At 60.2% G+C, this 23,430-nt stretch carries 33 protein-coding genes and 1 pseudogene; 25 read left to right on the top strand and 9 right to left on the bottom strand.

From position 1 onward, the window contains the following. Positions 1 to 4: 4 nt before the first annotated feature. The 18 genes from rplV to CYA_RS05415 all read left to right on the top strand — a co-directional run bounded on the left by rplV (position 5) and on the right by CYA_RS05415 (position 10,188). Entirely contained in the window at positions 5 to 376 is a 372-nt protein-coding gene (rplV, locus tag CYA_RS05500) for a 50S ribosomal protein L22 (RefSeq protein ID WP_011430042.1), read from the top strand. A gap of 41 nt (positions 377 to 417) precedes the next feature. Beyond that, entirely contained in the window at positions 418 to 1,164 is a 747-nt protein-coding gene (rpsC, locus tag CYA_RS05495) for a 30S ribosomal protein S3 (protein WP_011430041.1), read from the top strand. A 55-nt stretch (positions 1,165 to 1,219) separates the two neighbouring features. Further along, the gene (gene rplP / locus CYA_RS05490; protein WP_011430040.1) at positions 1,220 to 1,696 is read left to right on the top strand and encodes a 50S ribosomal protein L16; all 477 of its coding nucleotides are present in this window, start codon (positions 1,220 to 1,222) and stop codon (positions 1,694 to 1,696) included. 17 nt (positions 1,697 to 1,713) lie between these two features. Continuing rightward, the gene (gene rpmC, locus CYA_RS05485) at positions 1,714 to 1,950 is read left to right on the top strand and encodes a 50S ribosomal protein L29 (protein WP_011430039.1); all 237 of its coding nucleotides are present in this window, start codon (positions 1,714 to 1,716) and stop codon (positions 1,948 to 1,950) included. After that, on the top strand, positions 1,950 to 2,201 hold the full coding sequence (rpsQ, locus tag CYA_RS05480; protein ID WP_011430038.1) for a 30S ribosomal protein S17: 252 nt from the start codon (positions 1,950 to 1,952) through the stop codon (positions 2,199 to 2,201). The genes rpmC and rpsQ overlap by 1 nt, the downstream gene beginning before the upstream one ends. After that, a complete protein-coding gene (gene rplN, locus CYA_RS05475; RefSeq protein ID WP_011430037.1) occupies positions 2,198 to 2,566 on the top strand; it encodes a 50S ribosomal protein L14 in 369 nt (122 codons plus the stop codon). The genes rpsQ and rplN overlap by 4 nt, the downstream gene beginning before the upstream one ends. After that, the gene (gene rplX / locus CYA_RS05470; protein ID WP_011430036.1) at positions 2,566 to 2,964 is read left to right on the top strand and encodes a 50S ribosomal protein L24; all 399 of its coding nucleotides are present in this window, start codon (positions 2,566 to 2,568) and stop codon (positions 2,962 to 2,964) included. Before rplN ends, rplX begins: the two co-directional genes overlap by 1 nt. 56 nt (positions 2,965 to 3,020) lie before the next feature. Then, the gene (rplE, locus tag CYA_RS05465; protein ID WP_011430035.1) at positions 3,021 to 3,563 is read left to right on the top strand and encodes a 50S ribosomal protein L5; all 543 of its coding nucleotides are present in this window, start codon (positions 3,021 to 3,023) and stop codon (positions 3,561 to 3,563) included. A 60-nt stretch (positions 3,564 to 3,623) separates the two neighbouring features. Next, entirely contained in the window at positions 3,624 to 4,028 is a 405-nt protein-coding gene (gene rpsH / locus CYA_RS05460; protein ID WP_011430034.1) for a 30S ribosomal protein S8, read from the top strand. 26 nt (positions 4,029 to 4,054) lie between these two features. After that, positions 4,055 to 4,600 carry a 50S ribosomal protein L6 gene (rplF, locus tag CYA_RS05455; protein ID WP_011430033.1) on the top strand — a complete coding sequence of 182 codons (546 nt, stop codon included), beginning with the start codon at positions 4,055 to 4,057 and terminating at the stop codon, positions 4,598 to 4,600. 2 nt (positions 4,601 to 4,602) lie between these two features. Beyond that, positions 4,603 to 4,971 (top strand): 50S ribosomal protein L18, encoded by a 369-nt coding sequence (gene rplR, locus CYA_RS05450; protein WP_011430032.1) that lies wholly within the window; start codon positions 4,603 to 4,605, stop codon positions 4,969 to 4,971. Positions 4,972 to 4,989: 18 nt separating this feature from the next. Beyond that, the gene (gene rpsE / locus CYA_RS05445; RefSeq protein WP_011430031.1) at positions 4,990 to 5,526 is read left to right on the top strand and encodes a 30S ribosomal protein S5; all 537 of its coding nucleotides are present in this window, start codon (positions 4,990 to 4,992) and stop codon (positions 5,524 to 5,526) included. Positions 5,527 to 5,549: 23 nt separating this feature from the next. After that, complete coding sequence (rplO, locus tag CYA_RS05440) at positions 5,550 to 6,023, top strand: 50S ribosomal protein L15 (RefSeq protein ID WP_011430030.1); 474 nt, start codon at positions 5,550 to 5,552, stop codon at positions 6,021 to 6,023. A 108-nt stretch (positions 6,024 to 6,131) separates the two neighbouring features. Next, positions 6,132 to 7,430, top strand: a complete 1,299-nt coding sequence (secY, locus tag CYA_RS05435) for a preprotein translocase subunit SecY (RefSeq protein ID WP_011430029.1) — start codon at positions 6,132 to 6,134, stop codon at positions 7,428 to 7,430. Then, positions 7,430 to 8,011, top strand: coding sequence for an adenylate kinase (locus CYA_RS05430; protein WP_011430028.1), 582 nt, complete (start codon positions 7,430 to 7,432; stop codon positions 8,009 to 8,011). Before secY ends, CYA_RS05430 begins: the two co-directional genes overlap by 1 nt. Before the next feature lie 38 nt (positions 8,012 to 8,049). Then, positions 8,050 to 8,823: a type I methionyl aminopeptidase gene (map, locus tag CYA_RS05425; RefSeq protein ID WP_011430027.1), complete on the top strand. Its 774-nt coding sequence runs from the start codon at positions 8,050 to 8,052 to the stop codon at positions 8,821 to 8,823. Between the two features lie 130 nt (positions 8,824 to 8,953). Then, positions 8,954 to 9,178 carry a translation initiation factor IF-1 gene (infA, locus tag CYA_RS05420; protein ID WP_011430026.1) on the top strand — a complete coding sequence of 75 codons (225 nt, stop codon included), beginning with the start codon at positions 8,954 to 8,956 and terminating at the stop codon, positions 9,176 to 9,178. Positions 9,179 to 9,207: 29 nt separating this feature from the next. After that, positions 9,208 to 10,188 carry an alpha/beta fold hydrolase gene (locus CYA_RS05415; RefSeq protein WP_011430025.1) on the top strand — a complete coding sequence of 327 codons (981 nt, stop codon included), beginning with the start codon at positions 9,208 to 9,210 and terminating at the stop codon, positions 10,186 to 10,188. Positions 10,189 to 10,359: 171 nt separating this feature from the next. On the opposite strand, the gene CYA_RS05410 is transcribed toward CYA_RS05415, so the two are convergent. The 4 genes from CYA_RS05410 to CYA_RS05395 all read right to left on the bottom strand — a co-directional run bounded on the left by CYA_RS05410 (position 10,360) and on the right by CYA_RS05395 (position 13,731). Continuing rightward, on the bottom strand, positions 10,360 to 11,253 hold the full coding sequence (locus CYA_RS05410) for a PRC-barrel domain-containing protein (RefSeq protein ID WP_011430024.1): 894 nt from the start codon (positions 11,251 to 11,253) through the stop codon (positions 10,360 to 10,362). A gap of 97 nt (positions 11,254 to 11,350) precedes the next feature. Beyond that, the gene (locus CYA_RS05405) at positions 11,351 to 12,472 is read right to left on the bottom strand and encodes a glycosyltransferase family 4 protein (protein WP_011430023.1); all 1,122 of its coding nucleotides are present in this window, start codon (positions 12,470 to 12,472) and stop codon (positions 11,351 to 11,353) included. A gap of 60 nt (positions 12,473 to 12,532) precedes the next feature. Beyond that, positions 12,533 to 12,994 (bottom strand): ubiquinol-cytochrome c reductase iron-sulfur subunit, encoded by a 462-nt coding sequence (locus CYA_RS05400; protein WP_228375465.1) that lies wholly within the window; start codon positions 12,992 to 12,994, stop codon positions 12,533 to 12,535. A gap of 308 nt (positions 12,995 to 13,302) precedes the next feature. Next, entirely contained in the window at positions 13,303 to 13,731 is a 429-nt protein-coding gene (locus CYA_RS05395; protein WP_011430021.1) for a hypothetical protein, read from the bottom strand. Between the two features lie 118 nt (positions 13,732 to 13,849). Between CYA_RS05395 and glmU the strand changes: the two are divergent. From glmU to CYA_RS05370, 6 genes and pseudogenes are all read left to right on the top strand, one after another. Next, a pseudogene (gene glmU, locus CYA_RS05390) lies at positions 13,850 to 15,199 on the top strand (bifunctional UDP-N-acetylglucosamine diphosphorylase/glucosamine-1-phosphate N-acetyltransferase GlmU); the annotation flags it as partial. Continuing rightward, positions 15,182 to 15,715 carry a PPC domain-containing DNA-binding protein gene (locus tag CYA_RS15285; protein ID WP_346426061.1) on the top strand — a complete coding sequence of 178 codons (534 nt, stop codon included), beginning with the start codon at positions 15,182 to 15,184 and terminating at the stop codon, positions 15,713 to 15,715. The pseudogene glmU and the gene CYA_RS15285, both read left to right, overlap by 18 nt. A 117-nt stretch (positions 15,716 to 15,832) precedes the next feature. Further along, positions 15,833 to 16,309 (top strand): pentapeptide repeat-containing protein, encoded by a 477-nt coding sequence (locus CYA_RS05385; protein WP_011430019.1) that lies wholly within the window; start codon positions 15,833 to 15,835, stop codon positions 16,307 to 16,309. Positions 16,310 to 16,331: 22 nt separating this feature from the next. Continuing rightward, positions 16,332 to 16,607 carry a lipopolysaccharide assembly protein LapA domain-containing protein gene (locus CYA_RS05380; protein ID WP_011430018.1) on the top strand — a complete coding sequence of 92 codons (276 nt, stop codon included), beginning with the start codon at positions 16,332 to 16,334 and terminating at the stop codon, positions 16,605 to 16,607. A gap of 147 nt (positions 16,608 to 16,754) precedes the next feature. Further along, positions 16,755 to 18,035 (top strand): 4-hydroxy-3-methylbut-2-enyl diphosphate reductase, encoded by a 1,281-nt coding sequence (locus CYA_RS05375; RefSeq protein ID WP_011430017.1) that lies wholly within the window; start codon positions 16,755 to 16,757, stop codon positions 18,033 to 18,035. A 5-nt stretch (positions 18,036 to 18,040) separates the two neighbouring features. Next, the gene (locus tag CYA_RS05370; protein WP_011430016.1) at positions 18,041 to 19,003 is read left to right on the top strand and encodes an AEC family transporter; all 963 of its coding nucleotides are present in this window, start codon (positions 18,041 to 18,043) and stop codon (positions 19,001 to 19,003) included. Here CYA_RS05370 and CYA_RS05365 read toward each other — a convergent pair. Continuing rightward, entirely contained in the window at positions 19,000 to 19,194 is a 195-nt protein-coding gene (locus CYA_RS05365) for a hypothetical protein (RefSeq protein WP_011430015.1), read from the bottom strand. The two genes, CYA_RS05370 and CYA_RS05365, sit on opposite strands and share 4 nt — an antisense overlap. Before the next feature lie 130 nt (positions 19,195 to 19,324). Next, entirely contained in the window at positions 19,325 to 20,863 is a 1,539-nt protein-coding gene (locus CYA_RS05360) for a hypothetical protein (protein ID WP_011430014.1), read from the bottom strand. 94 nt (positions 20,864 to 20,957) lie between these two features. On the opposite strand from CYA_RS05360, the gene CYA_RS05355 reads away from it, so the two are divergent. After that, complete coding sequence (locus tag CYA_RS05355; RefSeq protein ID WP_011430013.1) at positions 20,958 to 21,926, top strand: YgfZ/GcvT domain-containing protein; 969 nt, start codon at positions 20,958 to 20,960, stop codon at positions 21,924 to 21,926. A 65-nt stretch (positions 21,927 to 21,991) separates the two neighbouring features. Here the strand turns inward: CYA_RS05355 and CYA_RS05350 are convergent, their stop codons facing one another. From CYA_RS05350 to CYA_RS05340, 3 genes are all read right to left on the bottom strand, one after another. Beyond that, positions 21,992 to 22,246, bottom strand: coding sequence for an HNH endonuclease (locus tag CYA_RS05350; protein ID WP_011430012.1), 255 nt, complete (start codon positions 22,244 to 22,246; stop codon positions 21,992 to 21,994). A gap of 2 nt (positions 22,247 to 22,248) precedes the next feature. Next, positions 22,249 to 22,665, bottom strand: a complete 417-nt coding sequence (locus tag CYA_RS13730; RefSeq protein ID WP_049749739.1) for a KGK domain-containing protein — start codon at positions 22,663 to 22,665, stop codon at positions 22,249 to 22,251. A 323-nt stretch (positions 22,666 to 22,988) separates the two neighbouring features. Further along, positions 22,989 to 23,399 (bottom strand): KGK domain-containing protein, encoded by a 411-nt coding sequence (locus CYA_RS05340; RefSeq protein WP_011430011.1) that lies wholly within the window; start codon positions 23,397 to 23,399, stop codon positions 22,989 to 22,991. Positions 23,400 to 23,430: the final 31 nt, after the last annotated feature.

The following is a 23,430-nucleotide window of genomic DNA, read 5'->3' as shown; positions in this document are numbered from 1 at the left end:
CGCCATGGCCGATCCATCCCCTGAAATCAAAGCGGTAGCTCGCTACATCCGCATGTCCCCCTATAAGGTGCGGCGCGTGCTGAACCAGATCCGGGGGCGCACCTATGCCGATGCCCTGATCCTGTTGGAGTTCATGCCCTACGCCGCCTGTGAGCCGGTTCGCAAGGTGCTGCGCTCGGCGGTGGCCAATGCCGAACACAACAACGGCCTGGATCCTCGGGACCTGGTCATCAGCAAGGCCTACGCTGACCAGGGGCCGACGCTGAAGCGATTTCGCCCCCGCGCCCAAGGTCGTGCCTACCCAATCCGCAAGCGCACCTGCCACATTACCATCGCCGTCCGGCCCATAGAACCTGAAGCGGCGACGGCCTCCTAGACGCCTGTACCCCCAGACTTTACCCCTCAACTGACACCACCATGGGACAGAAGATTCACCCCACCGGTTTCCGCCTCGGCGTTATTAAGGAACATCGCAGCCGCTGGTTTGCCGATCCAGCTCGCTACCCAGCCCTGCTGCGAGAGGACGATCTCATCCGCGCCTACCTGACCAAGCAGTTGAGCAGCGCCGGCCTGGCCGACATTCAAATTGAACGCAAAGCGGATCAGATCGACCTCGAGATCCGAGCCGCTCGCCCTGGAGTGGTGGTTGGTCGTGGAGGATCCGGCCTCGACGCCCTGCGCCAGGGCCTGCAGAAAGAGCTGAGCTCACACGGTAGCCCCGAGCGAACCATTCGCATCAATGTAGTAGAGGTCACCCGTGCCGATGCCGAGGCGGTTTTGCTGGCAGAAAACATCGCCCAGCAGTTGGAGCGGCGGATCGCCTTTCGCCGCATCGTGCGCCAGGTCATCCAGCGGGCCCAGCGGGCGGGGGTGCAAGGGATCAAAATTCAAATTGCCGGGCGGCTGAACGGAGCCGAGATCGCCCGCACCGAATGGACCCGGGAAGGGCGGATCCCTTTGCACACCCTGCGGGCAGATATCGACTATGCCGACCACATCGCTCAGACCACCTTTGGTGTCATTGGGGTCAAGGTCTGGGTTTTCAAAGGAGAAGTTCTCCCCGGGCAGGAACGGCCCGAACAAAAAGTTCCCCTGCAACAGCCCAAGCGGCGGCAGCAGCGGCGGCGGCCCACTTTTGAAGACCGCTCAGCAGTGGAGGCCTGAGGGCCAGCACCCGAAAATCCAGGGATCCCCATCGCAGTTGATTTAAGGAACGGCCATGTTAAGCCCCAAACGAACCAAATACCGCAAGCAACAGCGCGGGCGCATGAAAGGCAAAGCGACTCGCGGCAACCGCATCAACTTTGGGGAATACGGCCTTGTGGCTCTAGAACCCGCCTGGATCACCGCGCGGCAGATCGAGGCCAGCCGTCGGGCCATGGCCCGCTACGTCCGGCGGGGAGGCCAAATCTGGATCCGCATCTTTCCCGACAAGCCCGTTACCCAACGGCCTGCCGAAACCCGCATGGGATCCGGCAAAGGCAACCCCGAATACTGGGTTTGCGTCGTCAAGCCGGGCCGTATCCTCTTCGAGATGGGAGGAGTTCCTGAAGCCACAGCCCGAGAGGCGATGCGCCTTGCCGCCCAAAAGCTGCCGATCAAAGTCAAGTTTGTAACCAAGGCTAACTTTGAGGAGCCGGAACCTGTTCAGAAAGCAGCTCCAGAAACAACAGAAGTAGCAGCCAGCGCTATTTGAGGGAGGAGAGTTGAGCCATGCCCATGCCTAAAATTGCCGACGCTCGCGCCCTATCCGACGAAGAATTGAGCCAGGAGATCTACGCCGTCAAGAAAGAGCTGTTCGAGCTGCGTTTGCAGCAGGCCACGCGGCAGTTGAACCAGCCCCATCTCATTCGCCTGCGCAAACACAAGCTGGCCCAACTGCTGACCGTTGAGTCAGAGCGCAAGCGCGGCAAGTCCTTGTCCTCAACTCAGACCCAGAAGGAGGAGTAATGCCTGCTCGCGAAAAGATCGGCGTTGTCGTCAGCAACAAGATGCAAAAGACAGTGGTCGTTGCTGTGGAAAACCGGGTTGCCCACCCCAAATACGGCAAAATCGTCGTCAAAACCAAAAAGTTTAAGGCCCACGACGAAGAGAACCGCTGTCAAGAAGGGGATCTGGTGCGCATTACGGAAACCCGTCCCCTCAGCCGCACCAAGCGTTGGCGAGTGGCCGAAATCATACGGGAGGTCAAGAAACTATGATTCAGCAGCAGACCATGTTAACGGTAGCTGACAACACCGGCGCCCGCAAGCTGATGTGCATCCGCGTCCTGGGCAGCAGTGGCCGTCGCTACGCCAGCCTGGGAGATGTGATCGTTGGCGTCGTCAAAGACGCCCTGCCCAATATGCCGGTGAAAAAATCCGACGTCGTCAAGGCTGTGGTCATCCGCACCGTCGATACGGTACGCCGCCCCGACGGCATGTGCATCCGCTTCGACGACAACGCTGCCGTGATCATCAACGACGACGGCAACCCCCGCGGAACCCGCGTTTTCGGCCCTGTAGCCCGCGAGCTGCGGGAGAAAAACTTCACCAAGATCATCTCCCTTGCCCCGGAGGTTCTGTAATGGTTCGTCCCCTCAAGCCCAGCCAAATTCGACGGCTGATTCGGCAGACCGGCGTTCGCAAGCACCGCAACAGCCTACGCTACAAAATGCGCATCAAGAAGGGAGATACCGTCCAGGTGATCTCCGGCGACGACAAAGGCAAAATCGGCGAGGTGTTGCAGGTTTTTCCCGAACGCAACATGGTCTTGGTGGAAGGGGTAAACATAGTAACCTACCACCGCAAGCCGCAACGGGAAGGCGAAAGTGGTCGCATCGAGACCAAAGAAGCCCCGATCCACGCCTGCAAGGTGATGCTCTATTCCAAGAAGCAGGAAGTGGCCAGCCGTATTGGCTATCAAATCACCGCCGATGGCCGCAAAGTCCGTGTCCTCAAGAAAACCGGCGAGATCCTCGACTAGCCGTCCCTTTTTCGATAGAGCTCTGACCCAGCCCAGAGCCCCCAGGAGAACCGACCATGCCCCAGCGTCTGCAAATCCTCTACAACACCGTCATCGTTCCCAAGCTGCAAAAAGAGTTGGGCTACACCAACATCCATCAGGTGCCGCGTCTGGAAAAGATCGTGATCAATCGCGGCCTGGGAGATGCCTCCCAAAACGCCAAGGCCCTGGAATCCTCCATCGCCGAGATCAGCGCCATCACGGGCCAGCGTCCGGTGATTACCCGCGCCAAAAAGGCGATTGCCAGTTTCAAAATCCGCAAGGGCATGCCGGTTGGCCTGATGGTGACCCTGCGGCGGGAGCGCATGTACGCGTTTTTGGATCGGCTGATCAACATTGCCCTCCCTCGTATCCGCGACTTCCGTGGCGTCAGCCCCAAATCTTTTGATGGGCGGGGCAACTACACCCTTGGTATTCGCGAGCAACTGATCTTCCCCGAAATCAACTACGACTCTGTAGACCAGATCAGAGGTATGGACATCTCCATTGTGACCACCGCCGAAACCGACGAAGAGGGCCGTGCCCTGCTCAAAGAGTTTGGCATGCCCTTTGCCTCTTAAGGTTTGCCCATCTGCAATTGTCTCGACTTGATCGATCTTCCGAGGAGCACCGACCCACCCATGGCCCACACCAACGACACGATCGCCGACATGCTCACCCGCATTCGCAATGCCACCATGGCTCGGCATGAATCGGTGGCGGTCCCGGCCACACGCATGACCCGCAGCATCGCTCGCGTTCTTCATGAGGAAGGTTTTGTGAGCGACTGGAAGGAAGAGGGAGAAGGGATCCACGCTCAGCTTGTGTTGCGGTTGAAGTACAAGGGCAAAGGTCGTAAGCCGATCATCAATGGCCTGAAGCGGGTGAGCCGGCCCGGGCTGCGAGTTTACTGCAACCACAAAGAACTGCCTCGGGTGTTGGGAGGAATTGGGATTGCCATCATCTCCACCTCCAACGGCATCATGACCGACCGGGATGCTCGCAAGCAGGGCATCGGCGGCGAAGTGCTCTGCTACGTCTATTGAGTTGTTCTCTTGCCAGGAGTTGGCCCATGTCTCGCATTGGCAAACGCCCCATCGCCCTTCCTGCCAAGGTAGAGGTTCAGATCGAGGGGCAGCAGATCTCGGTAAAAGGCCCGAAGGGAGAACTGTCTCGCAGTTTGCCCCCCTTGATTGCGGTGCATCAAGAAGCCCAGACGCTCAAGGTCAGCCGGGTCAACGAGTCTCGCCCGGCCCGCCAACTGCACGGCCTCTGCCGCACCTTGGTTGCCAACATGGTGGACGGCGTATCTAGGGGATTTGAGCGCAGGCTGGAATTGGTGGGTGTGGGCTACCGGGCTTCCACCCAGGGCAACAAGTTAATCTTGAACGTTGGCTACAGCCACCCAGTGGAGATCCCTTTCCCGCCAGGGATCCAAATAGCGGTTGAGGGCAACAACGTCATCGTCGTCTCAGGTATCGACAAAGAGCTGGTGGGCAACACGGCGGCGCGGATTCGGGCCGTCCGTCCGCCAGAGCCCTACAAGGGCAAAGGGATTCGCTATGTAGGGGAACAGGTTCGTCGCAAAGCAGGTAAATCCGGGAAGGCCAAGAAGTAGCTATGAAAATCACTCGCAAAGCTGCCACCCAACGTCGCCATCGCCGCATTCGCCGCAAGGTCTTCGGGACGCCCGAGCGGCCCCGTTTGGCCGTGTTTCGCTCCCATCGCCACATCTACGCCCAGGTGATCGACGATGTAGCCCAGCACACTTTAGTCTCTGCCTCCACGCTGGACAGGGAGCTGCGGGAAGCCTTCAAAGACATTGGCACGGCCACCCGAGAGGCTGCCGCCGTGGTGGGTCGCTCCGTCGCCCAACGGGCCTTACAGGCAGGCATTTGTCAAGTGGTGTTCGACCGCGGCGGCAAGCTCTACCACGGGCGTGTCCAGGCCCTGGCGGAAGCCGCCCGCGAAGCAGGCTTACAGTTCTAGGCCCTGAGGAGATGGCATATGGCTGAGCAAAGAGAACGTCGCAGAAGCAAAAAGAGCCGCGAAGAGCAGACTAGCGAGTGGCAGGAGCGGGTCATCCAGATCCGGCGCGTCACCAAAGTAGTTAAGGGCGGCAAAAAGCTGAGCTTCCGGGCCGTGGTGGTGGTGGGCAACGAGCGCGGCCAGGTGGGGGTTGGCGTGGGCAAAGCCAACGACGTCATCGGGGCTGTGCGCAAAGGAGTTGTGGATGGCAAAAAGCACCTAATCGAAGTGCCCCTCACCAAGGGTCTGTCTGTACCCCATCCCATGCGGGGATCAGGCGGTGGGGCCACTGTCCTGGTGATGCCGGCAGCTCCCGGGACAGGGGTCATCGCCGGGGGAGCGGTGCGCACGGTTCTGGAGCTGGCGGGCGTGCGCAACAGTCTGGCTAAGCAACTGGGATCCAGCAACCCCCTCAACAACGCCCGTGCCACCATTGACGCGCTGCGGCGGATGCGCACCTTTGAGCAGGTAGCTGAAGATAGAGGGATCGACGTGCGCCGCCTGTTTGGTAAGTAACAGCAAGTTAGCCGGAGGTCAGTATGCGACTAGAAGACATTCGCCCCCAACCAGGTTCGACGCGGCGGCGACGACGCCTGGGCCGTGGCATCGCTGCTGGACAGGGAGCCTCCTGTGGCAAGGGAATGCGGGGACAGAAGGCGCGCAAAGGAGGCGGTCCCCGGCCCGGCTTTGAGGGAGGCCAGACCCCCCTCTATCGGCGGCTGCCCAAGCTCAAGCACTTCCCCCGCTACGTGCGGCGCCCCCAGTACACCCTGATCAACCTGCGCGCTTTGGCCAAGTTGCCCGCTGGCAGCGAGGTCAGCTTGGAAAGCTTGATGGATTTGGGGATCGTGACCACCAACGATGGCCCGCTGAAGATCTTGGGAGACGGGGAAGTGGGCGTGCCCCTGACGATCAGAGCGGCTGCCATCACCCCCTCAGCCCGAGCCAAGGTCGAGGCAGCCGGGGGTCGGGTGGAGCTCGTGGGATCCCAGACTGCTTCCGCTGGATCCTAAAATTGGGCTGCAGTTTGCAGCTTCTCTATTTTGCCGACTTTCCCACCGGCAGCGTAGAGTGGTAAATAGCTCACCTTGCCTTTCCCTTCCGCGAGGTTTTCTAGATTTATGGCTGACTCACGAGGCTCCGCTCCCTCCGCCCAAGAGACCTTCATGCAGATGGCCATGGCTTCTGGCCTGCGCAGACGTCTGTTTCTTACCCTAGGCCTGTTGCTGTTGGTGCGGCTGGGCATTTACATTCCCATCCCCAGTATTGACCGAGCTCGCTTTGCCGCCGAAGCCGCCAACAGTCCTGTGTTTGGCTTTCTGGATGTCTTCTCGGGCGGCGGTATCTCCGCTTTGGGGATCTTCGCCCTCGGCATCCTGCCTTTCATCAACGCCTCCATCATCATGCAACTGCTGGTCTCGGCCATTCCGGCCCTGGAGAACCTGCAGAAAAACGAGGGGGAGCAGGGGCGGCGACAGATTTCCCAGTACACCCGCTACGTTACCCTGATTTGGGCCATCATCCAGGGCATCGGCATCTCCTTCTGGGTGCGGGAGTTCGCCAACACCAGCAACGAGTTGGCCTTTGTGGCCTCCACCACCCTGGCCCTGACGGCAGGTTCCATGTTTGTCATGTGGTTGGGGGAGATGATCACGGAGAAGGGGGTGGGCAGTGGGCCGTCGCTGTTGATCTTCGTCAACATTGTCGCCACGCTGCCCCGCGCTCTGGGCCAGACCATCAGCCTAGCCCGTGCTGATAGCAGCACCATCGGCGGCATCTTGGTGTTGATGGCCGTCTTCCTAGCCACCATTGTCGGCATTGTCTTCGTCCAGGAGGGCAGCCGCAAAATCCCTATTGTCTACGCCAAGCGCCAGGTGGGCAACAAGCTATTCCGTGAGCAGAAGAGCTACCTGCCCCTGCGGCTAAACCAGGGGGGCGTGATGCCGATCATCTTTGCCTACTCGGTGATGTCCCTGCCCTTTGCCTTGGCCCAGTACACCCAGAACCTGACTTTGGTGCAGGTGGCCAACCTTTTGGCCCCTACCTCTTGGTTTTACATTCCCTTCTACTTCGTGCTGATCCTCCTCTTCAGCTATTTCTACGCCTCTTTGATCATTAACCCGGTGGATCTGGCGCAGAACCTGAAGAAGATGGGGGCCAGCATTCCGGGAGTCCGCCCGGGCAAGGCCACTGCTGAGTACATCGAAGGGATCCTCAACCGGCTGACCCTGCTGGGGGCCTTGTTCTTGTGTGCGGTGGCCATCATCCCGACGACGGTGGAGCGGGCGACCGGCATCACCACTTTTCAGGGCTTGGGGGCAACTTCGCTGCTGATCCTGGTGGGGGTGGCGATCGAGACCTCCAAACAGATCCAGACCTACGTCATTTCGCAGCGTTACGAAGGGATGGTCAAGCAATAGTGCCGAGGTTAATCTTTTTGGGGCCGCCGGGAGCGGGCAAGGGCACCCAGGCAGAGCGGCTGGCAGCGATCTACCACACGCCCAAAATTTCTACAGGCGACCTGCTGCGGGCAGAGGTGAAAGCCCAAACGCCGCTGGGGTGCCAGGCTAAGGTGTACATGGATGCGGGAGAGCTGGTGCCTGACGAGGTGTTAATTGGGATGGTGAAGGGCCAGTTGCAACACTCGCCAGCGCAGGGCTGGATCCTGGACGGCTTCCCCCGCACCCTGGCGCAGGCGGAGGCTTTAGAAGAGCTGTTGCGGGAGTTGGGGCAAGACTACGACCACGTTCTCAACCTGGAAGTGCCGGACGACGTGGTGGTGGCACGGCTGTTGGCCCGCGGCAAGGAGCAGGGGCGCAGCGACGATGCCGATGAGGCGGTGATCCTCAAACGCTTGCAGGTGTATCGGGAGCAGACGGCTCCGCTGATCGACTTTTACGAGGCCAGGGGTCGTCTGCGACGGATCGATGGCAACCAGCCGATGGAATCGGTACAAGAACATCTGCGGGCTCTCTTGGAAGGCTTCAGGAGGACAGCGTGATCAAGACGGGGGCGGGAAATCTCTCCCCGCGGCGGGGCATGCAGCTCATTGAGATCAAGTCCCGCCGGGAGGTGGAGAAGATGCGGCGGGCCGGGCGGGTGGTGGCCCAGGTGCTGCAGGAAATTGCCGAGTGTCTGGAGCCAGGCTGGACAACGGCAGACATCGATGCCTATGCCGAGCGGCGGGTAGCGGAGTTGAATGCCCTGCCCAGCTTCAAGGGCTACTACGGCTTTCCCGCCTGTGTCTGTGTCAGCGTCAACCATGAGGTGGTACACGGGATCCCCAGCCCCCGCAAAGTGGTGCAGCCGGGGGACATCGTCAAGGTGGATTTTGGCGCCATGGTCGAAGGCTGGCATGCCGACTCTTGCATCACCATTGGCCTGGAGCCCCTCGGCGATGCCGCCCGCGACCTGATCGACACAGCGGCCAAAGCGCTGCAGACGGGCATTGACCACGTGCGCCACGGCGTCTGGCTGCAGGATGTCTCAGGCGCCATCGAGGACTACATCCAGGGGCGGGGCTACTCCGTGGTGAAGCAGTACGTCGGCCACGGCGTGGGGCGCAACTTGCACGAGGAGCCGCAGTTTCCCCACTACCGCACCCGCGACCTTCCCAATCCCAAGCTGCGCTCCGGCATGACGGTGGCAATCGAGCCGATGGTGAATGCAGGGGGAGAGGCCACGCGGGTGCTCTCGGATGGCTGGACGGTGGTGACGGTGGACGGCTCTTGGTCGGCCCAGTTTGAGCACACGGTCTTGATCACGGACTCTGGGGCTGAGATTTTGACGGATCGCACCCCTTTTCAGTCCTAGGGATCCCTTGCTGAAGGGCGGCAACGGCTAGGATAGAAGAGGTGGAGTATTGTTTCGGCTCTTAACTCGCTCTTAACAGGGCGGGTTTCCTATCGATATTTCTGTTGTGTTGTTTTTTAAGGAGGGTTCCTTGTCTAAAGAAGACGCCATTGAAGTGGAAGGGGTGGTTACCGAGTCCTTGCCCAACGCCATGTTCCGGGTGGACCTGGACAACGGCTTTAACGTCCTTGCCCACATCTCCGGCAAGATCCGCCGCAACTACATCAAGATCTTGCCCGGCGACCGGGTCAAGGTAGAGCTCAGCCCCTATGACCTGAACAAAGGGCGCATCACTTACCGCCTCAAGAAAAAGTAGCCGTCTGGCCTTAGCTGGGGCCGCTGAGCATGAAGGAGCTGAGCCAAGTTCTCAAAACCGGCCTCTGGGTTGCGGCCGGCGGGGTAAGTGCCCTGGCCGTGCTCAACGCCTGGATCGCTTCTCGAACCCAGCCTCTGCCCAGCCTCTTGCCGGGGGAGGAGAGGCACTATTTTTGGCGCGGCCACCGTCTGTTTTACAAGGTTGCGGGATCCGGCCAGCCCTTGTTGCTGCTGCACGGCATCGGGGCCGGCTCTTCCAGCTACGAGTTTCGCGCCGTGATGGCGGAGTTGGGCCAGCACTATCAGGTTTACGCTTTGGATTTGTTGGGTTGGGGCAACTCGGAGCGCCCCGATCTGGAGTACACCGGCCACCTATATGTCCGGATGATCGGGGATTTTGTCGGCCAGGTGATCGGGCGCCCCTGCCACGCCATTGCCAATTCTCTCTCGGCAGGGTTTGTGCTGCGCTCGGCCCGGCTGCAGCCTCAGCACTGGCAGAAGCTGCTGCTCATCGCCCCTCTAGGAGACAACAGCCTTGTCCCCGAGGCGCTAGGGATCCCTTTGGCTGAGGCGGTGTATGGTCTTCTCAGCTTGCCGGTTTTGGGGCTGGCCTTTTACAACGTCATCACCACCCCCTGGAGTGTACGTCTATTTACGGAGCAGAGCCTGTTCTCCCCTGGGTACGCTCTGGATGAGGCGGTGGTGGACTACTACTATCAGGCGGCCCACCAGGCGGGGGCCCAATTTGCCCCCCGTTCTTTTTTGACCGGCAAGCTTAACTTGCCCATTCAGGAGGACTTTCGCGTGGTGGACAAGCCGATGGCTCTGGTCTGGGGAGAAAACAACCGCCTTACTGGATCAGAACAGGCGGAGCGGTATCGTGCCTTGCGCCCAGAGGTGCCGATCTATCGACTGCCAGGGGCTGCTTTTCCCCACATCGAAGCGCCGCAAGCTTTTTTATCGGTGGCTTTGCGCTTTTTGGCCGAGGCCGATCCTGCCCTGCCAACCTAGGGGATCCCCGAGCAGGGAAAACTCACGCCTTTGCCGACTTTTTGCGGCGACTGTCCGGTCAGTCTGGTTTTTTCCAATCCAGGAAGAGTTCTCAGGCTCAGGCGCTCCGGCTGACATGGGGTCACCCCTGGGCCGTCACTTTGGGAAGAGGAGCGAAGCCGGGCTCAGAGCTCAGGTTGGCTCCCCGGTATTCTCCTCCCAGGGGTCCCTATCCAAAGGGGAGCTGGGAGCGGCCGGGGCAGAGTCAGGAGCTGGCTCGGAAGGGGGGGCTTCTGCTTTGACGTACTCTTGCTCCCATTCTGGCTGCTCGGCAGCAGGAGCAGGCTCGGGCCGACGAGGAGGCGCCGCCTCGGCCTGGGGTTCAGGCTCTGCTTCGGGATATTCCTCTTCTTCGCCCTCGTATTCTTCGTCGTATACTTCCTCGTAGTTTTCCTCGACGGCAGGTTCATCAACGGCCCTGGGCAGGGCGGGGGCGGAGCCAGTGTCGACCAGCCAGGAGGGCTTGCCCAGGCCGAGGGTTTCCAAGATCCCTTTGGTCAGTTGGGCTAGGCGGGTTTCGGCGCCATCGGCCACGATGAGGCGATCGCCGCCGATGGAGACGATTTCATCAGCAGAGAGCAGGTAGGTGCTGAGGATAAAGCCGGGCAAAAAGGTCAGGCCGAGGTTGGAGAGGATCAAACCGGTGATTAGGCCGGAGACGGAGTTGAATTCGAAATCTTTGACTTTTCCAAGGCGGATCCCTTCTTCGGTAATCACCTCGCTGCCGACTACCCGGCTGAGACCCTCCAACTCCAAGTCCTCGAAGACTTCATCGCTGGGGACGAGGATGGCGTCTTGTCCTAGGGCCGTGACCTGCCGCAGCTCCAGAAAACGCGGCGATCCGGCAAAGGCCTTTTCCAGCACTCCTAGCACCAGGACTTGCCTAGCTTCCAGATCTGCCCAAACTTCGCTAACTACTCCAAGCCGGGCGGCATTGGCTTGGCTGATCACCTGCGTTCCCAGAACCTGTGACCGCCGACGAACCTCTGATCGCACCAGCGCAACAGATTCTTTCCCAGTCGTCATGGTGGTTTCCCCGTCGTGAGTCGAAGTGTCCGCGTCAGTGGGCTGGTCATCCGGCCCCAGGCATCAAAATCAAATAGTACCATTGCCTGTCTTCTCCCTAGCGGGCTGCCGGGATCGGATCCTGGACAATTTGCTCGCTCCAGGCCAGAAACCGCTCTGTCATGGCCTGCAGGGAATAGTGCTCTTCTGCGTGCTGTCGGCAGCGGCTTCTAGCGATCTGATCCAGGCGTTCCACCGCTGTTGCCAGAGCTGCCACGTCGTCTGGCTCCACCACCCAGCCGGTCTCGCCATCGCGGACAATTTCCGCCGGCCCGCCGCGGCGGTAGGTGATCACCGGCACACCGCAGGCCAAGGCTTCCACCGCCACCAGGCCGAAGGCTTCCACCCACTTAGGGGTCATGATCAAGGCCGAGCAGTGGCCCAAGAGCCGCTGCATCTGAGAGGTGGGCAAAAACCCCCGGTAATCCAATTGAGCCCGCGGGTACTGTTCTCGAATCTGCTGCCAGTAGGCCGGGTCTTGCAGGTGGCCCAGGATCAGCACCGGCCTCCCCGTCTTCTCGGCCAGGGCGGCGCAGTCTTCCAGGCCCTTTTCGGGGGCAATGCGGCCAACCCAGCACAGGGATCCGTTCCCCTCTGGCACAAACTCGTAGCGGCTGAGGTCGACGCCGCAGGGCAAATAGACAAAGGGATCCCGACCAGCCGCCATCTGGGCCCGGGCAAAGGCAAAGGTCTGGGCTTGGGCTCGCGAGTGTACCGCCAGCCGGCCAGGATAGGTGCGCGCGATGCGCTCCAAGGCCTGGTCAACGGCATCGCTAAGGGAGCCCATGCTGACGATATGGGCCACCGGCGTGCGGAAAAAACCTGTCAGGTAGAACGAGAGCCAGTCGTAGCTCCAGTTCACGATGAGCTCAAACTCATCCTGCAGTTGGGCAGCCCGCCGCCAGAGGTTGGCCAACAGAGAAGGGATGGAAAGGCAAACCGGCTCGTCGCGGCGCTGGCTCTGGGCATAGGGCGGGGGGAGGCCGGCCACCGCCTCGATCACCCCTTCCGGCAAGTCGACACTGCAGGAGCCCTCAGGGGCCAGCACGCGCACTTGGGCTCCCCTCTCAAGCAGGCTCCGCGCCAAGTTGACAAGGTTGAGCTCCACCCCGCCGCCAGCTCCCGATCCCAGGGGCCCAACGGGGGTGGAGACAAACAAGAAGCGGTAGGTACGAGGCATGGGCGCCCTAGCAGGCTCGACCCCTTGCTGGCTAGTCTGGTTGACCCTGGGGGGACAAGGTCAGGTTCTGGCCACGAAGATTTCCCCTTTCTCCACCTTAACTTTGTAGGCGGTCAGGTCGGCATTGGCCGGGCCACGGGTACGGCTGCCATCGGCGGCAAAAACTGAGCCATGGCAGGGGCAGACGAAGTTCTCCCCCCGCCAGTCCACGTCGCAGCCGGCATGGGGACAGGCTGCATCCAGAGCCAGCAGCGAGTCTTCCTTTTGGGGATCCCCGACTAGCCAAAGGGTGGCGGTGTTTTTCCCAAAGGCGTCTTCTACCTTGAAGGGGCCTTCTTTAAGATCTTCTAGCGTTGCCACTTTAACGAACTCCGGCTCAGCCGCTTTGGGGCCCGAAGCAGCACCCTGGGCAATGGCACGGTTAAAACGGCGCTGAGCCAAGGCAGGCAACAGGCCCACCAGCGAGCCAAAACCAAGCGCCAGCCAACGAAGAAAACCGCGACGATTGTTGTACATGGCCATGTGTCCTGAGATGGATGCAAGGTGTCGGTTAGGAACCAATCCAAGCGTGGCCTCCCAAACGGGACGCTAGCCCGGCGGCTCCTCTTAATATTTTGTTACACTAGGACAGCTTCAGCCAGCGCGAAACCGCACTTTTATGGGATTCTGGCGAAGGTCGGTCGGGCCTGTCCCTAGATTATGGGGAAGAACCGCCCACCCCTTCTAAGCATCGCCAGTCGTTTTCTTGGTCTGAGAGTGGGGAGGGTGTCAACGGGCTTGCTGTGGAGGGGGGATAGGTCGGAAATATCTTGGAGCAATCGCAGTCCCACTCACGAGATCTCGCGAAGGTAGCGGCGGCGCTCCTCGTATTCGGCGCGGGTAATCAAGCCCTGCTTCAACTGGATCTCCAACTGCTGCTCGGGATCCCGGACTTCCCGACTTTTCGCACTGGTCCAGTCCAGCTCGATGAGATCTCGATTGAAGCGAAAATCGAAGTCCTCATTGGTCATGGTGAGAAACCACAGCCCTTCCAGCAAACAAAGGGCGCGTACCCCGTAGCCGAGGAGCTGCAACGGGATGGAAGGAACGAACACCATCAGCCCCAGCACCAAGTAGCCCCAGCCCCAGCGCCTGTGGCCCATGTAAAAACGCTGCAGCCCTGGGATCAGCACCCCCAGCACCGCCAGCCAACTGGCCACCTCGCGCACCAGGCGCTGACGTTTCTGAAGGGGGGTATCAGAGCTTTTGCTCTCCGCCATCGTCTGCCCCACCTACACGTGCCACTAGGCTAGCTCAAGTGGCACGCGGCTCTGTCAAGCTACAGTTTGAGCAGGATCCTGCCGCATATACTTTATGGGGGCAGAGTCTGGGGGGAACATGGCAGAACGAGATCTGGCGGTGGCGATCCTGGCGGCGGGCAAGGGCACCCGCATGCGGTCGCAGTTGCCCAAGGTGCTGCACAAGCTGGGATCCCTGTCTTTGATCGAGCGGCTGCTGCGCACGGTGCTGACGTTGAAACCCCAGCGCTGTCTGGTGATTGTGGGGTACGAGCAGGAGCAAGTGCGCCGAGCCCTGCAGGAGTACCCGGTCGAATTTGTGGAGCAGGCGCAGCAATTGGGCACTGGACATGCGGTGCAGCAGCTTCTGCCCGTTCTGGAGAATTTTCAGGGGGATCTGCTGGTGGTCAACGGGGATGTGCCTCTGTTGCGGGCGGAAACCCTGCAGGCGCTGCTGGAGCGCCACCGCCAAGTTCAACCGGATGTGACCTTGCTCTCGGCCCAGGTGGCGGATCCCTACGGCTATGGGCGGGTGTTTTGCGATGCCCAGCAGCGGATCCTGGAGTTGGTGGAAGAGCGAGACTGCACCCCGGCCCAACGGCAAAATCGCCGCATCAACAGCGGGGTGTACTGTTTCCACTGGCCGGCCCTAGCAAGGGTGCTGCCCCGTCTGGGCCGGAACAACGCCCAGCAGGAGTACTACCTCACCGAGGCCGTTAAACTTCTGGACACCGCCATCGCCCTGGACGCCGAGGATGCGCGGGAAATCGTCGGCATTAACGACCGCCGCCAACTGGCCCAAGCCTACCAGATTCTGCAGGATCGCCTCAAGGAAGCCTGGATGGAAGCCGGGGTCACCTTTGTGGATCCCGACAGCGTCAGCCTGGAAGAGACGGTGGAATTGGCCCCCGATGTGGTGATCGAACCCCAAACCCACCTGCGGGGCGTCTGTCGCATTGGGCCGCGCACTCGTCTAGGGCCGGGCAGTTGGATCGAGTCCAGCACCATCGGCTCCGATTGCCACATCCTCTACTCGGTGGTCAGCCACAGCCAGATCGGGGATCGCGTCTGGGTAGGCCCCTACGCCCACGTGCGCCCTCACAGCCAGATCGGCGACGGCTGCCGCATCGGCAACTTTGTGGAAATCAAAAACGCCCAGATCGGATCCCATACCAACGCCGCCCACCTGGCCTACCTGGGCGACGCCAAGCTGGGATCCCAGGTCAACATTGGCGCCGGCACGATCATCGCCAACTACGACGGCCAGCAGAAGCACTTCACAGAAATCGGCGATCGCAGCAAGACAGGGGCCAACTCGGTGCTGGTGGCTCCCCTCAAGATAGGATCCGATGTCACCATCGCCGCCGGTTCCACCATCCCTGCCCGCTACCCTGTGCCCGACGACTGCCTGGTGATCGCCCGCGCCTACCCGGTGGTCAAGCCGGGCTGGCGACCGGGGAGCGCTGCTGCTGGCCGCCCCCAGCCTCTACCCACGGGATCCCTGCGCGTCTACCCCTTGCGCCTGCTGCCCGGCCAAGACCTAAAGCAGGAATTGGAGCGCTTTGCCCGCCAGCAACCCCTGCAGGCGGGGTTTGTCCTCAGCGCCGTCGGCAGCCTCAGCCAAGCCACCCTGCGCCTGGCCGATCAAACCGAGGATTACCTATTGTCGGAACGCCTGGAGATCCTGGCTTTGAGCGGATCCCTGTGCCCGGACGGAGTCCATCTTCACCTCGCCGTTGCCGATGCCCAGGGCCGAACTTGGGGAGGGCACCTGCGCCCCGGCTGCCTCATCTACACCACCGCCGAGATCGTCCTCGCCGACAGCCTGGAGTACCGCTTCTCCCGCCAGCCGGATCCGGCCACCGGCTACTTGGAGCTGCACATTGAAAAGGTGGCAGAAGCAACCCCGCCCTCTCCCCAGAGGGCAGATGGGACAGGGGTGGGGATCCCTTCTTGCCCGCCGTGAGCCGCAAGCGGCTGTAGATGGACGGTATAATGGCCAACATTTAGCATTGAGTCATTAGCACCTCGTTTGGCAATCAAGGGTTGCTGAAATAAACTCGGCAATTGGGGGTACCCGGCCATGCCCCGAGTGACCACTGCAGAGGAGCTGCTGGCAGAATATGCCGCCGGCGAGCGCAACTTTCAAGAATCCAACCTGGTGGGCGTGGATCTGGTGCGCGCCACCCTGCAGGGGGCGAATCTGAGAGGGGCCAACCTTTCCTTTGGCAAGCTGAGTGGAATTAACTTGCAGGAGGCCGATCTGCGGGGGGCCGATCTCAGCTCCGCCAACCTGATGGGGGCCAACCTGCGCGGGGCCAACCTTTGGGAAGCCAACTTGATCGGCGCCGATCTCAGCTTTGCCGATTTGCGGGAAGCCAACTTGCACGGGGCCTACCTTTGGGAAGCCAAGCTAACCCGCGCCCAACTGCAGGGATCCGACCTGAGCGGGGCAAAAATAGGCGGAGCAGTGCTGACGGGCGCTGACCTGAGCGGCGCCATCCTGCCCGATGGCACAGTGCAGCCCTGGGCTGCTCCGTCGGCCAGCAAGGCAGAATAGAACTGTTGCGACGGGATCCCTCATGCTGCTGCTGTTCAACCTGGCCTTGACACTGCTGCTGGCTTTGGGAGTGGCAGTCCTGGCCGGACAAAACCCCACCCCCCTGACCGTCCATTTTTTAATTTGGCGCTCGGTGGAGCTGCCCTTGGGATTGCTCATCGCCGTGGCCATCGGCCTGGGCCTGTTGACGGCGGGGCTGGGCTCTTTGCTTTGGCCGGGGCGCAGCTTCTCCCTGACTGCCCGTCAGCTCCAGGAACGGCTGCAGCAACTGGAAAGGCAAGATCAGCCGCTGCCTTAGCCGCCCTGGCTCTTGCCGATCGAGTCTGGGATCCCTTCAGATTTTTGTGGGCTGTCCTGCCGCCGGAGTGACCCACGCACTCAAGACAGGGCGTAAGCTGAGAGAGGATCCCTTTGCTGTTAGCGGTGCACAGCCCGAGTGACAACCATGCCTCATTCCCAACCCTCTTCCCCGGCTAGCTCCCCCCAGGATCCGCGCGCCCTGCGCAAGGCCCTGCGCAGCTCCAGCAACTACTTTGCCAAAGGGTTTGAAGAGCACAAGGATCAGGCCCAACGGGAGCTGCAAACCACCTACAAAAGCCCCCTGGTGGAGCAGATCCGCGCCCAGTCCTACTGCTATCGGCAGGGGGATATCACCATCCATCTGGCCAAGGCCTTTGGCTTCTGCTGGGGGGTGGAACGGGCGGTGGAATATGCCTACGAAGCGCGGCGCCGCTTTCCGGATCGCCAGATCTGGATCACCAACGAGATCATCCACAACCCCCTGGTCAACCGCCACCTGCAGGAGATGGGGATCCGCTTTGTGGAGAAAGGCCCGGACGGCAAGAAAGACTTTTCCCAGATCCGGCCTGAGGACGTGGTGATCTGGCCTGCCTTCGGGGCAAGTGTCTCAGAAATGGAGTTTTTCCGGTCGCAGGGCAACGAGATCGTCGATACCACCTGCCCCTGGGTATCCCGTGTCTGGAACCAGGTGGACAAGCACCGCGCCGCTCAATTCACCTCTGTGATCCACGGCAAGTACAACCACGAAGAAACCGTGGCCACCAGCTCCTTTGCCCAAAAATATCTGGTGGTGCTGAACCTGGAAGAGGCGGAATGGGTCGCCCGCTACATTTTGCACGGCGGAGATGCGGCAGAATTTCGGCGCCGCTTCGGCAAGGCCACATCTCCCGGCTTCGATCCGGATCGGGATCTGGAGCGGATCGGCATCGCCAACCAGACCACGATGCTGGAAGGGGAAACGCGCGCCATTGCCAAGCTGTTTGAGACCACCATGCTGCGCAAATATGGCCCCCAGGAGCTGGACAAGCACTTCATGAGCTTTAACACCATCTGCAACGCCACCCAAGAACGGCAGGACGCCATGTTCGAGCTGCTGGAGCGGCCCTTGGACGTGGTGGTGGTAATCGGCGGGTTTAACTCCTCCAACACCACCCACCTGCAAGAAATTGCCCTGGCCAAGGGGCTGCCCTCCTATCACATCGATGGCCCCGACTGCATCCAGCCCCCCAACCGCATCCGCCACAAGCCCCTCCACCAAGACCCAATTGTTACCGAGGGGTGGCTGCCCGACGGGCCAGTGCAGATTGGTATTACCTCCGGTGCCTCTACCCCCGACCGCGTCGTGGAGGAGGTGATCCTACGCATCTTTGCCCTGCGCGAACAGCCGCAGACCCCTCCGCAGGGATCCCTTCCCCTCGGCTTCTAGAAGGCGTGCTCACCACTCTTTTTCAGGTCTACCTCCCCCTGCTGGGCTGGACGCTGCTGGGGTTTGTCCTGCAGAGAGGGCTACCTCCCCCCTGGCGCCATTGGCTAAATCCCCAAGCGCTGGGCCGCTTCATGTTTTGGGTGGGGGTTCCCCTGGGCACCCTTGGGTTTATGCAGACGGCGGACCTCTCTGGCCAGCTCTGGGCGGCCCCTTTGGTCTGCTGGCTGGCCACAGGGCTAGGGTATACCCTGGCCAGTGCCTGGCTGCAGTGGCAGCACCACACCTGGCAGGGGAAGAAAGAGGGGGATCCCTGGCTTTGGAGCAGAGCCCGGCGAGGCAGCTTTTACCTGACAGCCACCCTGGGAAATACGGGTTATTTGGGCTACCCCATCTGCTTGGCGGTGGGCGGGAGCGCCTACTTTGGCTGGGCTTTGTTTTACGACCTGTTGGGCACCCTCTTGGCCGCCTACGGTCTGGGAGTCTGGGTTGCCAGCCGCTACAGCGCTTCCTTCACCCCTCCCTGGCAGGCCACGCTCCGCGTCCTAAGCAGTCCCACTCTCTGGTCTTTCTTTGTCGGCCTGGCAATGGCTCGCCACCCTCTCCCAGAATGGCTGGCCCAAGGGCTGACTGCCTTTGCCTGGAGCACGATTCCCTTGAGCTTAATCCTTTTGGGCATACGGCTAGCCCAGGTGCCGCACTGGGGATCCCTTCGCCCCGCCGCCGCGGCCCTCTTCATCAAAATTGTTGTCCTGCCCCTTTTGGTGGGCCTGGGGTTAGCCTTGACCCCCTATCCCCCCTTGGCCAAGCTGGTGCTGGTCTTGCAGACCGGCATGCCTCCTGCTATTGCCACCCTGGTGCTGGCGGAGGAATACGACTTGGATCGGGAGCTAACAGCAGCAGCCTTGGCCCTAGGCTACGTGGCGGCCCTGCTGACCCTACCTTTCTGGTTGCTGCTGTGGGGAACCTAGTAGGCCAGGTGAGAGAGGGTTTGCTCCAGGTAGCGATGTACCAGACGATCCAGGTCAGCCTCCTGGCTGGGCAGTTCCCGTCCTTGGAGCCATCCGCGGAAGCCCGAGCTTTCCACGATGGCCTGCCGCAACGACTTCCAAACCGCTTGGGCGCGCCGTTCTGTATCGGGGCTGAGAGCAGGACTGGTCATGGTTTCTGAAGAGGAAGCTGAGAGCAGACTGAACTCAGGATAGCCCGGATCCCTGTTGGCTTTAGCTCTCTAGGATACAAATCTGCCTATCTCTCTCCCTGAGGGAGAGGGGCTGGGGGCAAGGGGATCCCTAAACGAACAATTGGCTGCGCTGCTGGATGCGCAGGGCTGGCCCCAAGGCATTGAGGAGGGCAACGCCATAGCTGCGGGCAACGATGCGGCTATCCAAAATCGCCACCCAGCGGGTGGGCAAGCCGGAGGCTTCACCTGCTTCTGCGCCTTGTCGCAGAGGTGCAACAGCCCGCTGCAATTGGCTGGCCGCCACTGGCAAGAGGTATTGGCGGAACCAGTCCTGTTGGGTGCGCTGCAGATACTGCACCCGTCCGGCCACCCTTGGATCCTCCATCGAGGGAAAGGGCAAGGTGGCAATGGCCAGCAGTTCCGGACAGGGCAGGCTGGCCTTGTGCTGCAGCCAGTAGGGCCAGTCGCAGACCAAAATGCCCTTTTCTCCGGGAAATAGGCTGTTTACCCGCACCCGCGAGCCAAATTCGGCAGCCAAAGCAGCCCCCACCTGTACCTGCAGAGGTTGATCCGACACCAGCACCACCACAAAGCCCTGCACCTGCGGGATCAGGCTCCTTAGCTCCTGCAACAGGTGCTCCCGGAAGAGGGGGCTGTTGGGCAAGGGCAGCCGCGGCAAGTAGAGGGAAAGGCTCGGCAAGGGCTCCCCGCCGGAACGGATCCAATCCTCGCCTGAGCTGAAGCGCAAGGGCGTCAGATCTGGCAAGCCCAGGCGCCAACGATAGGCCTCCGCCTGCCGATCCAGGTCCAGGGCCTCGCCGATGATCACTACCGGCTGAGTGGCCCAGATGGGTGCCAGCCACTCGTGTAGAGCCGCCGGGCTGTGGTAAAGGGTGAGGCGACCGGTCTCGCGGTCAGTTTCCGCCCACCAAACCCAGCGGGAAGCGGGATCCCCCTCGGCGCAGAGCCGCTGGCGGAGCTGATCCCAAGGATCCGGCAGCCAGCCGGCGTAGCTCACCACCAAAGACAGCGCTGCCTCCAGGTGAGCCTGTTCATCTGCCTGCAGGAGGCAGCGAGAAAGCGGTCGCCGCAAAAGCTGCAGGGCTAAATTCACCTGGGCCTGGGAAAGCCGCTCCGCCTCGGCAGGGAAGATCTGCCGCAGTTGCTGCCAGTGACTGGCTTCCAGGGTGACCGTCAGCGCCTGGTAGGCCCACTCTTCCAGGTCTTCGGCTCCGTCCAGGATGAGAGGGATCCCAGTCGGCATCTCTGCTCCCCTCAAGCGAGCCCGCAGCCAGTCCAGGGGATCCACCAGCAGCAACCCCTGAAAATCGGGATCCGGCCAACGGTCTTTTTGCAGGACGGGCTTGTGCAACTGCAGGGTCTGCCGGAGCCAAGGGATCTCTTCTCCCAAGATTTGCGCCTGCACGGACACTGTGGCACAGAGCAACGTGGCACTCGGCCACATCAACGCCGGCAGCAGATAGCTGAGGCGGTGCTGGCCCCCGGCGGGCACCTGAATCAAGGTGCTGCGACCCAACCGCAATCCCCGTGCCACCATGCGGGCCATTGTCAACTGATGGGGCCACAGGGCTTCGGGAGACTGCCGCAAAAGCTGCCGCAACTGTTGGTGGACTTCAACCTCAATCACAGTTCAGTACGCCGGGGGTCTGCCACAGACGGTAGGGTGAACTAGCCTATTCTAGGGTAGAGAAGAAAACCAAAGCCCATCTCTGGGGTGAGCGATGTCTCTTCTAGCTGCTGTTTCCACGGGATCCCTGCTTCTAGACCGCTCCGGGTGGGGCCGTTTGCGCATGAAGGGATCCCCAGGCTTGGACTATCTGCACAACCGAAGCACCCAAAATCTGAAGGCCCTCAAGCCAGGGCAGGGGGCCGACACGGTTTTCGTGACCCCCACCGCCGGCATCCTGGATTTGGCAACGGTGTACGTGGGAGAAGAAGACTGCTGGATCTGGACTTCACCTCAGCGGCGCAGCCTGCTGATGCAGAGTTTGGGGCGCATGCTGCCTTTGGTGCGGGGAGCACAGTTGCAAGATGAGACAGATCAGACCTTTGGCTTTGGATTGCTCGGCTCCCAGAGTCAGGCTCTCCTGGAGAAGGTGGTGGGCTCAGAAAGGATCCCGACCGGGCCTCATGAGCACTGCGCCGTGGAGATCCAGGGGATCCCTGTCCATCTGGCTTGTGGCACGGGTCTTGCCCAGCCGGGGTTTACCCTCTGGGGCACCATTGACCAGAAAGTCGCTCTTGAAGAATGCTTGCTCCAAGCCGGAGCCAAGCTGGCCCCACCTGAGCTGTGGGAAGTCCTCCGCCTAGAAGCGGGTCGCCCCGCCGCCGACCGAGAGCTGACCTCAGACTACAACCCCCTAGAAGCCGGCCTGTGGCGAGCTGTTTCCCTTGACAAAGGTTGCTACGTTGGCCAGGAAGTCTTGGCCAAGCAGGTAACCTACCGGCGCATTCGGCAAACTTTGTGGGGGATCCGCCTTCAAGGAGAAGCTCGTCCTGGCACAGAGATTTTGCGGCAGGGGGAAAAGATTGGGCTGCTGACCAGTGCAGGCCAAACTTCGCAAGAGTACCTGGGATTGGGATACGTGCGCACCAAGTTTGAGCCCGCCGAAGGTCTACAAGTAGAAGTCGGCTCGGTGCCGGGAGTCCTGACTCGAATGCCGTTTTTGAGCTTTCCGCCTATTGTCTGAGGTTGTTTTTGCAGACCTCTCTCCTCTCTTTTCTAGAGGGAGAAGCGTAGGCGAAACACCGCAACTCACCAGTCAAAGTGGCGGCGAAAGCGGGGATCCCGTCGATCCTTTTTGCGTCGGTTGCAGGTTTTGCACAACGTTTGCAGATTGCTGATATCGTTACTGCCCCCTTGGGCAATGGGGATGATGTGATCGATCTGAAGCTGAACCTCTGGGGGCGACTTTCCGCAACCGCGACAACGGAAGCCGTCTCTTTGGAAAACATACTCCCGCACGGCTGCTGGAATTAGAATCCTTTCGCCGGATTTTCTTTCTTTCATCGTTATTCATCCATACTGCGAAGATCGTCCAGTGGAGACTTTTCATCTAGAGGTTCTAATATCTCTTGGTCGGGTTCTTTTATCAGAAATTCAGGATTGTCAGGATAAAAGTCAATCGTAACTTCTACTCTTACTTTTACTCTACCGGTCTGCCAACCGTTAGTTTTAGGAGAAAGAATCGAGCATGGAACTCCTTTATAGAAAAAATGAACCTGATCTTCATGGGGAATACCTGTTTGTATCTCAGACGAACTCAAGTGACTGTTTAGTCCGCTTCCCATTTGGTCAAACCTCAGGAAATAAGAATTGATAGAATCGCAAAGCTTGGAAATCATGTAGACTTTCTGCTTATTGTTCTTGTTGATAAAAGTGATAACTCCGTCTCCCAGTTGGCTAAGATTAATGGATGTTTTTGTCATCTTATCGACCTCAAGACATAGAGACAGCAATCCACGGTGAGCCAGGACGTAAGAGTTTAGCAGGAATTCCTTTCACGTTAGTTATTCCGTTCAAGTTGCTCCATAGAATCGAGACTCCCTTTTCGCTAAGTTTGCTGGATAAGTAGGATCTGATACTCTCATAAACAATCTCTGAGTACACCTGAGCAAACTCTTGCGAGTAGATTAGGCGTCCTCCTATATCAATGACAGTATTTTGGAAAATATCTAGCTCAACAAAGCACTCCTGAGATTGATCATTACTTGACACTTGCCCAACCCCCTCTATGTCTCTCTGGCTTAGGCTAGCTCTCACTTTCGCGAAGGTCATCCAGAGGGGATCCACTGCTGCTCTCTGAGCCTGTATCCTCTGGCTCAAACTCTACAATGATCCGCAATCTGACTCTGCCTTTTTCCCAATCCTTCTTGCCTGGCACCAAGAGTTGACAAGCAAGTCCCTGCCCAAACCACTTCGCTTCTTGCAACAATTTTTCTTCTGGCTTGGGAGCAAGAAGGCTACTGGCAATGTTGAGCAAGTCTTCCGGCGGCAGGATCCCTGAGGATCTCAAGGCCGCAATGAACAAGCGATGCAGCTCTTCTTTCTTGGTCAAGTCCTCTTGGGCTGCTTTGACCAAGTTGGCAACCTTGAAAGTTTTCTCCCTTACAGAGAGGATCCCTTCTGGGTGCTGCTGTAGAGGTATCGATTTGGATCCCATGACTTTATCTGGATCAAGTGAAAGGCCAAAA

Origin of the sequence: Synechococcus sp. JA-3-3Ab (assembly GCF_000013205.1) — a bacterium.
GTDB lineage: Bacteria > Cyanobacteriota > Cyanobacteriia > Thermostichales > Thermostichaceae > Thermostichus.
The sequence above is the reverse complement of the archived record's forward strand: the minus strand, read 5'-3'. Positions and strand labels throughout refer to the sequence as shown.

Excerpts from the sequence above, each read along its gene's own strand:
- rplV (WP_011430042.1), top strand. The coding sequence starts at position 5 with ATGGCCGATCCATCCCCTGAAATCAAAGCGGTAGCTCGCTACATCCGC.
- rpsC (WP_011430041.1), top strand. The coding sequence starts at position 418 with ATGGGACAGAAGATTCACCCCACCGGTTTCCGCCTCGGCGTTATTAAG.
- rplP (WP_011430040.1), top strand. The coding sequence starts at position 1,220 with ATGTTAAGCCCCAAACGAACCAAATACCGCAAGCAACAGCGCGGGCGC.
- rpmC (WP_011430039.1), top strand. The coding sequence starts at position 1,714 with ATGCCCATGCCTAAAATTGCCGACGCTCGCGCCCTATCCGACGAAGAA.
- rpsQ (WP_011430038.1), top strand. The coding sequence starts at position 1,950 with ATGCCTGCTCGCGAAAAGATCGGCGTTGTCGTCAGCAACAAGATGCAA.
- rplN (WP_011430037.1), top strand. The coding sequence starts at position 2,198 with ATGATTCAGCAGCAGACCATGTTAACGGTAGCTGACAACACCGGCGCC.
- rplX (WP_011430036.1), top strand. The coding sequence starts at position 2,566 with ATGGTTCGTCCCCTCAAGCCCAGCCAAATTCGACGGCTGATTCGGCAG.
- rplE (WP_011430035.1), top strand. The coding sequence starts at position 3,021 with ATGCCCCAGCGTCTGCAAATCCTCTACAACACCGTCATCGTTCCCAAG.
- rpsH (WP_011430034.1), top strand. The coding sequence starts at position 3,624 with ATGGCCCACACCAACGACACGATCGCCGACATGCTCACCCGCATTCGC.
- rplF (WP_011430033.1), top strand. The coding sequence starts at position 4,055 with ATGTCTCGCATTGGCAAACGCCCCATCGCCCTTCCTGCCAAGGTAGAG.
- rplR (WP_011430032.1), top strand. The coding sequence starts at position 4,603 with ATGAAAATCACTCGCAAAGCTGCCACCCAACGTCGCCATCGCCGCATT.
- rpsE (WP_011430031.1), top strand. The coding sequence starts at position 4,990 with ATGGCTGAGCAAAGAGAACGTCGCAGAAGCAAAAAGAGCCGCGAAGAG.
- rplO (WP_011430030.1), top strand. The coding sequence starts at position 5,550 with ATGCGACTAGAAGACATTCGCCCCCAACCAGGTTCGACGCGGCGGCGA.
- secY (WP_011430029.1), top strand. The coding sequence starts at position 6,132 with ATGGCTGACTCACGAGGCTCCGCTCCCTCCGCCCAAGAGACCTTCATG.
- map (WP_011430027.1), top strand. The coding sequence starts at position 8,050 with ATGCAGCTCATTGAGATCAAGTCCCGCCGGGAGGTGGAGAAGATGCGG.
- CYA_RS05415 (WP_011430025.1), top strand. The coding sequence starts at position 9,208 with ATGAAGGAGCTGAGCCAAGTTCTCAAAACCGGCCTCTGGGTTGCGGCC.
- CYA_RS05410 (WP_011430024.1), bottom strand. The coding sequence starts at position 11,253 with ATGACGACTGGGAAAGAATCTGTTGCGCTGGTGCGATCAGAGGTTCGT.
- CYA_RS05405 (WP_011430023.1), bottom strand. The coding sequence starts at position 12,472 with ATGCCTCGTACCTACCGCTTCTTGTTTGTCTCCACCCCCGTTGGGCCC.
- CYA_RS05400 (WP_228375465.1), bottom strand. The coding sequence starts at position 12,994 with ATGGCCATGTACAACAATCGTCGCGGTTTTCTTCGTTGGCTGGCGCTT.
- CYA_RS05395 (WP_011430021.1), bottom strand. The coding sequence starts at position 13,731 with ATGGCGGAGAGCAAAAGCTCTGATACCCCCCTTCAGAAACGTCAGCGC.
- CYA_RS05385 (WP_011430019.1), top strand. The coding sequence starts at position 15,833 with ATGCCCCGAGTGACCACTGCAGAGGAGCTGCTGGCAGAATATGCCGCC.
- CYA_RS05380 (WP_011430018.1), top strand. The coding sequence starts at position 16,332 with ATGCTGCTGCTGTTCAACCTGGCCTTGACACTGCTGCTGGCTTTGGGA.
- CYA_RS05375 (WP_011430017.1), top strand. The coding sequence starts at position 16,755 with ATGCCTCATTCCCAACCCTCTTCCCCGGCTAGCTCCCCCCAGGATCCG.
- CYA_RS05365 (WP_011430015.1), bottom strand. The coding sequence starts at position 19,194 with ATGACCAGTCCTGCTCTCAGCCCCGATACAGAACGGCGCGCCCAAGCG.
- CYA_RS05355 (WP_011430013.1), top strand. The coding sequence starts at position 20,958 with ATGTCTCTTCTAGCTGCTGTTTCCACGGGATCCCTGCTTCTAGACCGC.
- CYA_RS05350 (WP_011430012.1), bottom strand. The coding sequence starts at position 22,246 with ATGAAAGAAAGAAAATCCGGCGAAAGGATTCTAATTCCAGCAGCCGTG.
- CYA_RS13730 (WP_049749739.1), bottom strand. The coding sequence starts at position 22,665 with ATGACAAAAACATCCATTAATCTTAGCCAACTGGGAGACGGAGTTATC.
- CYA_RS05340 (WP_011430011.1), bottom strand. The coding sequence starts at position 23,399 with ATGGGATCCAAATCGATACCTCTACAGCAGCACCCAGAAGGGATCCTC.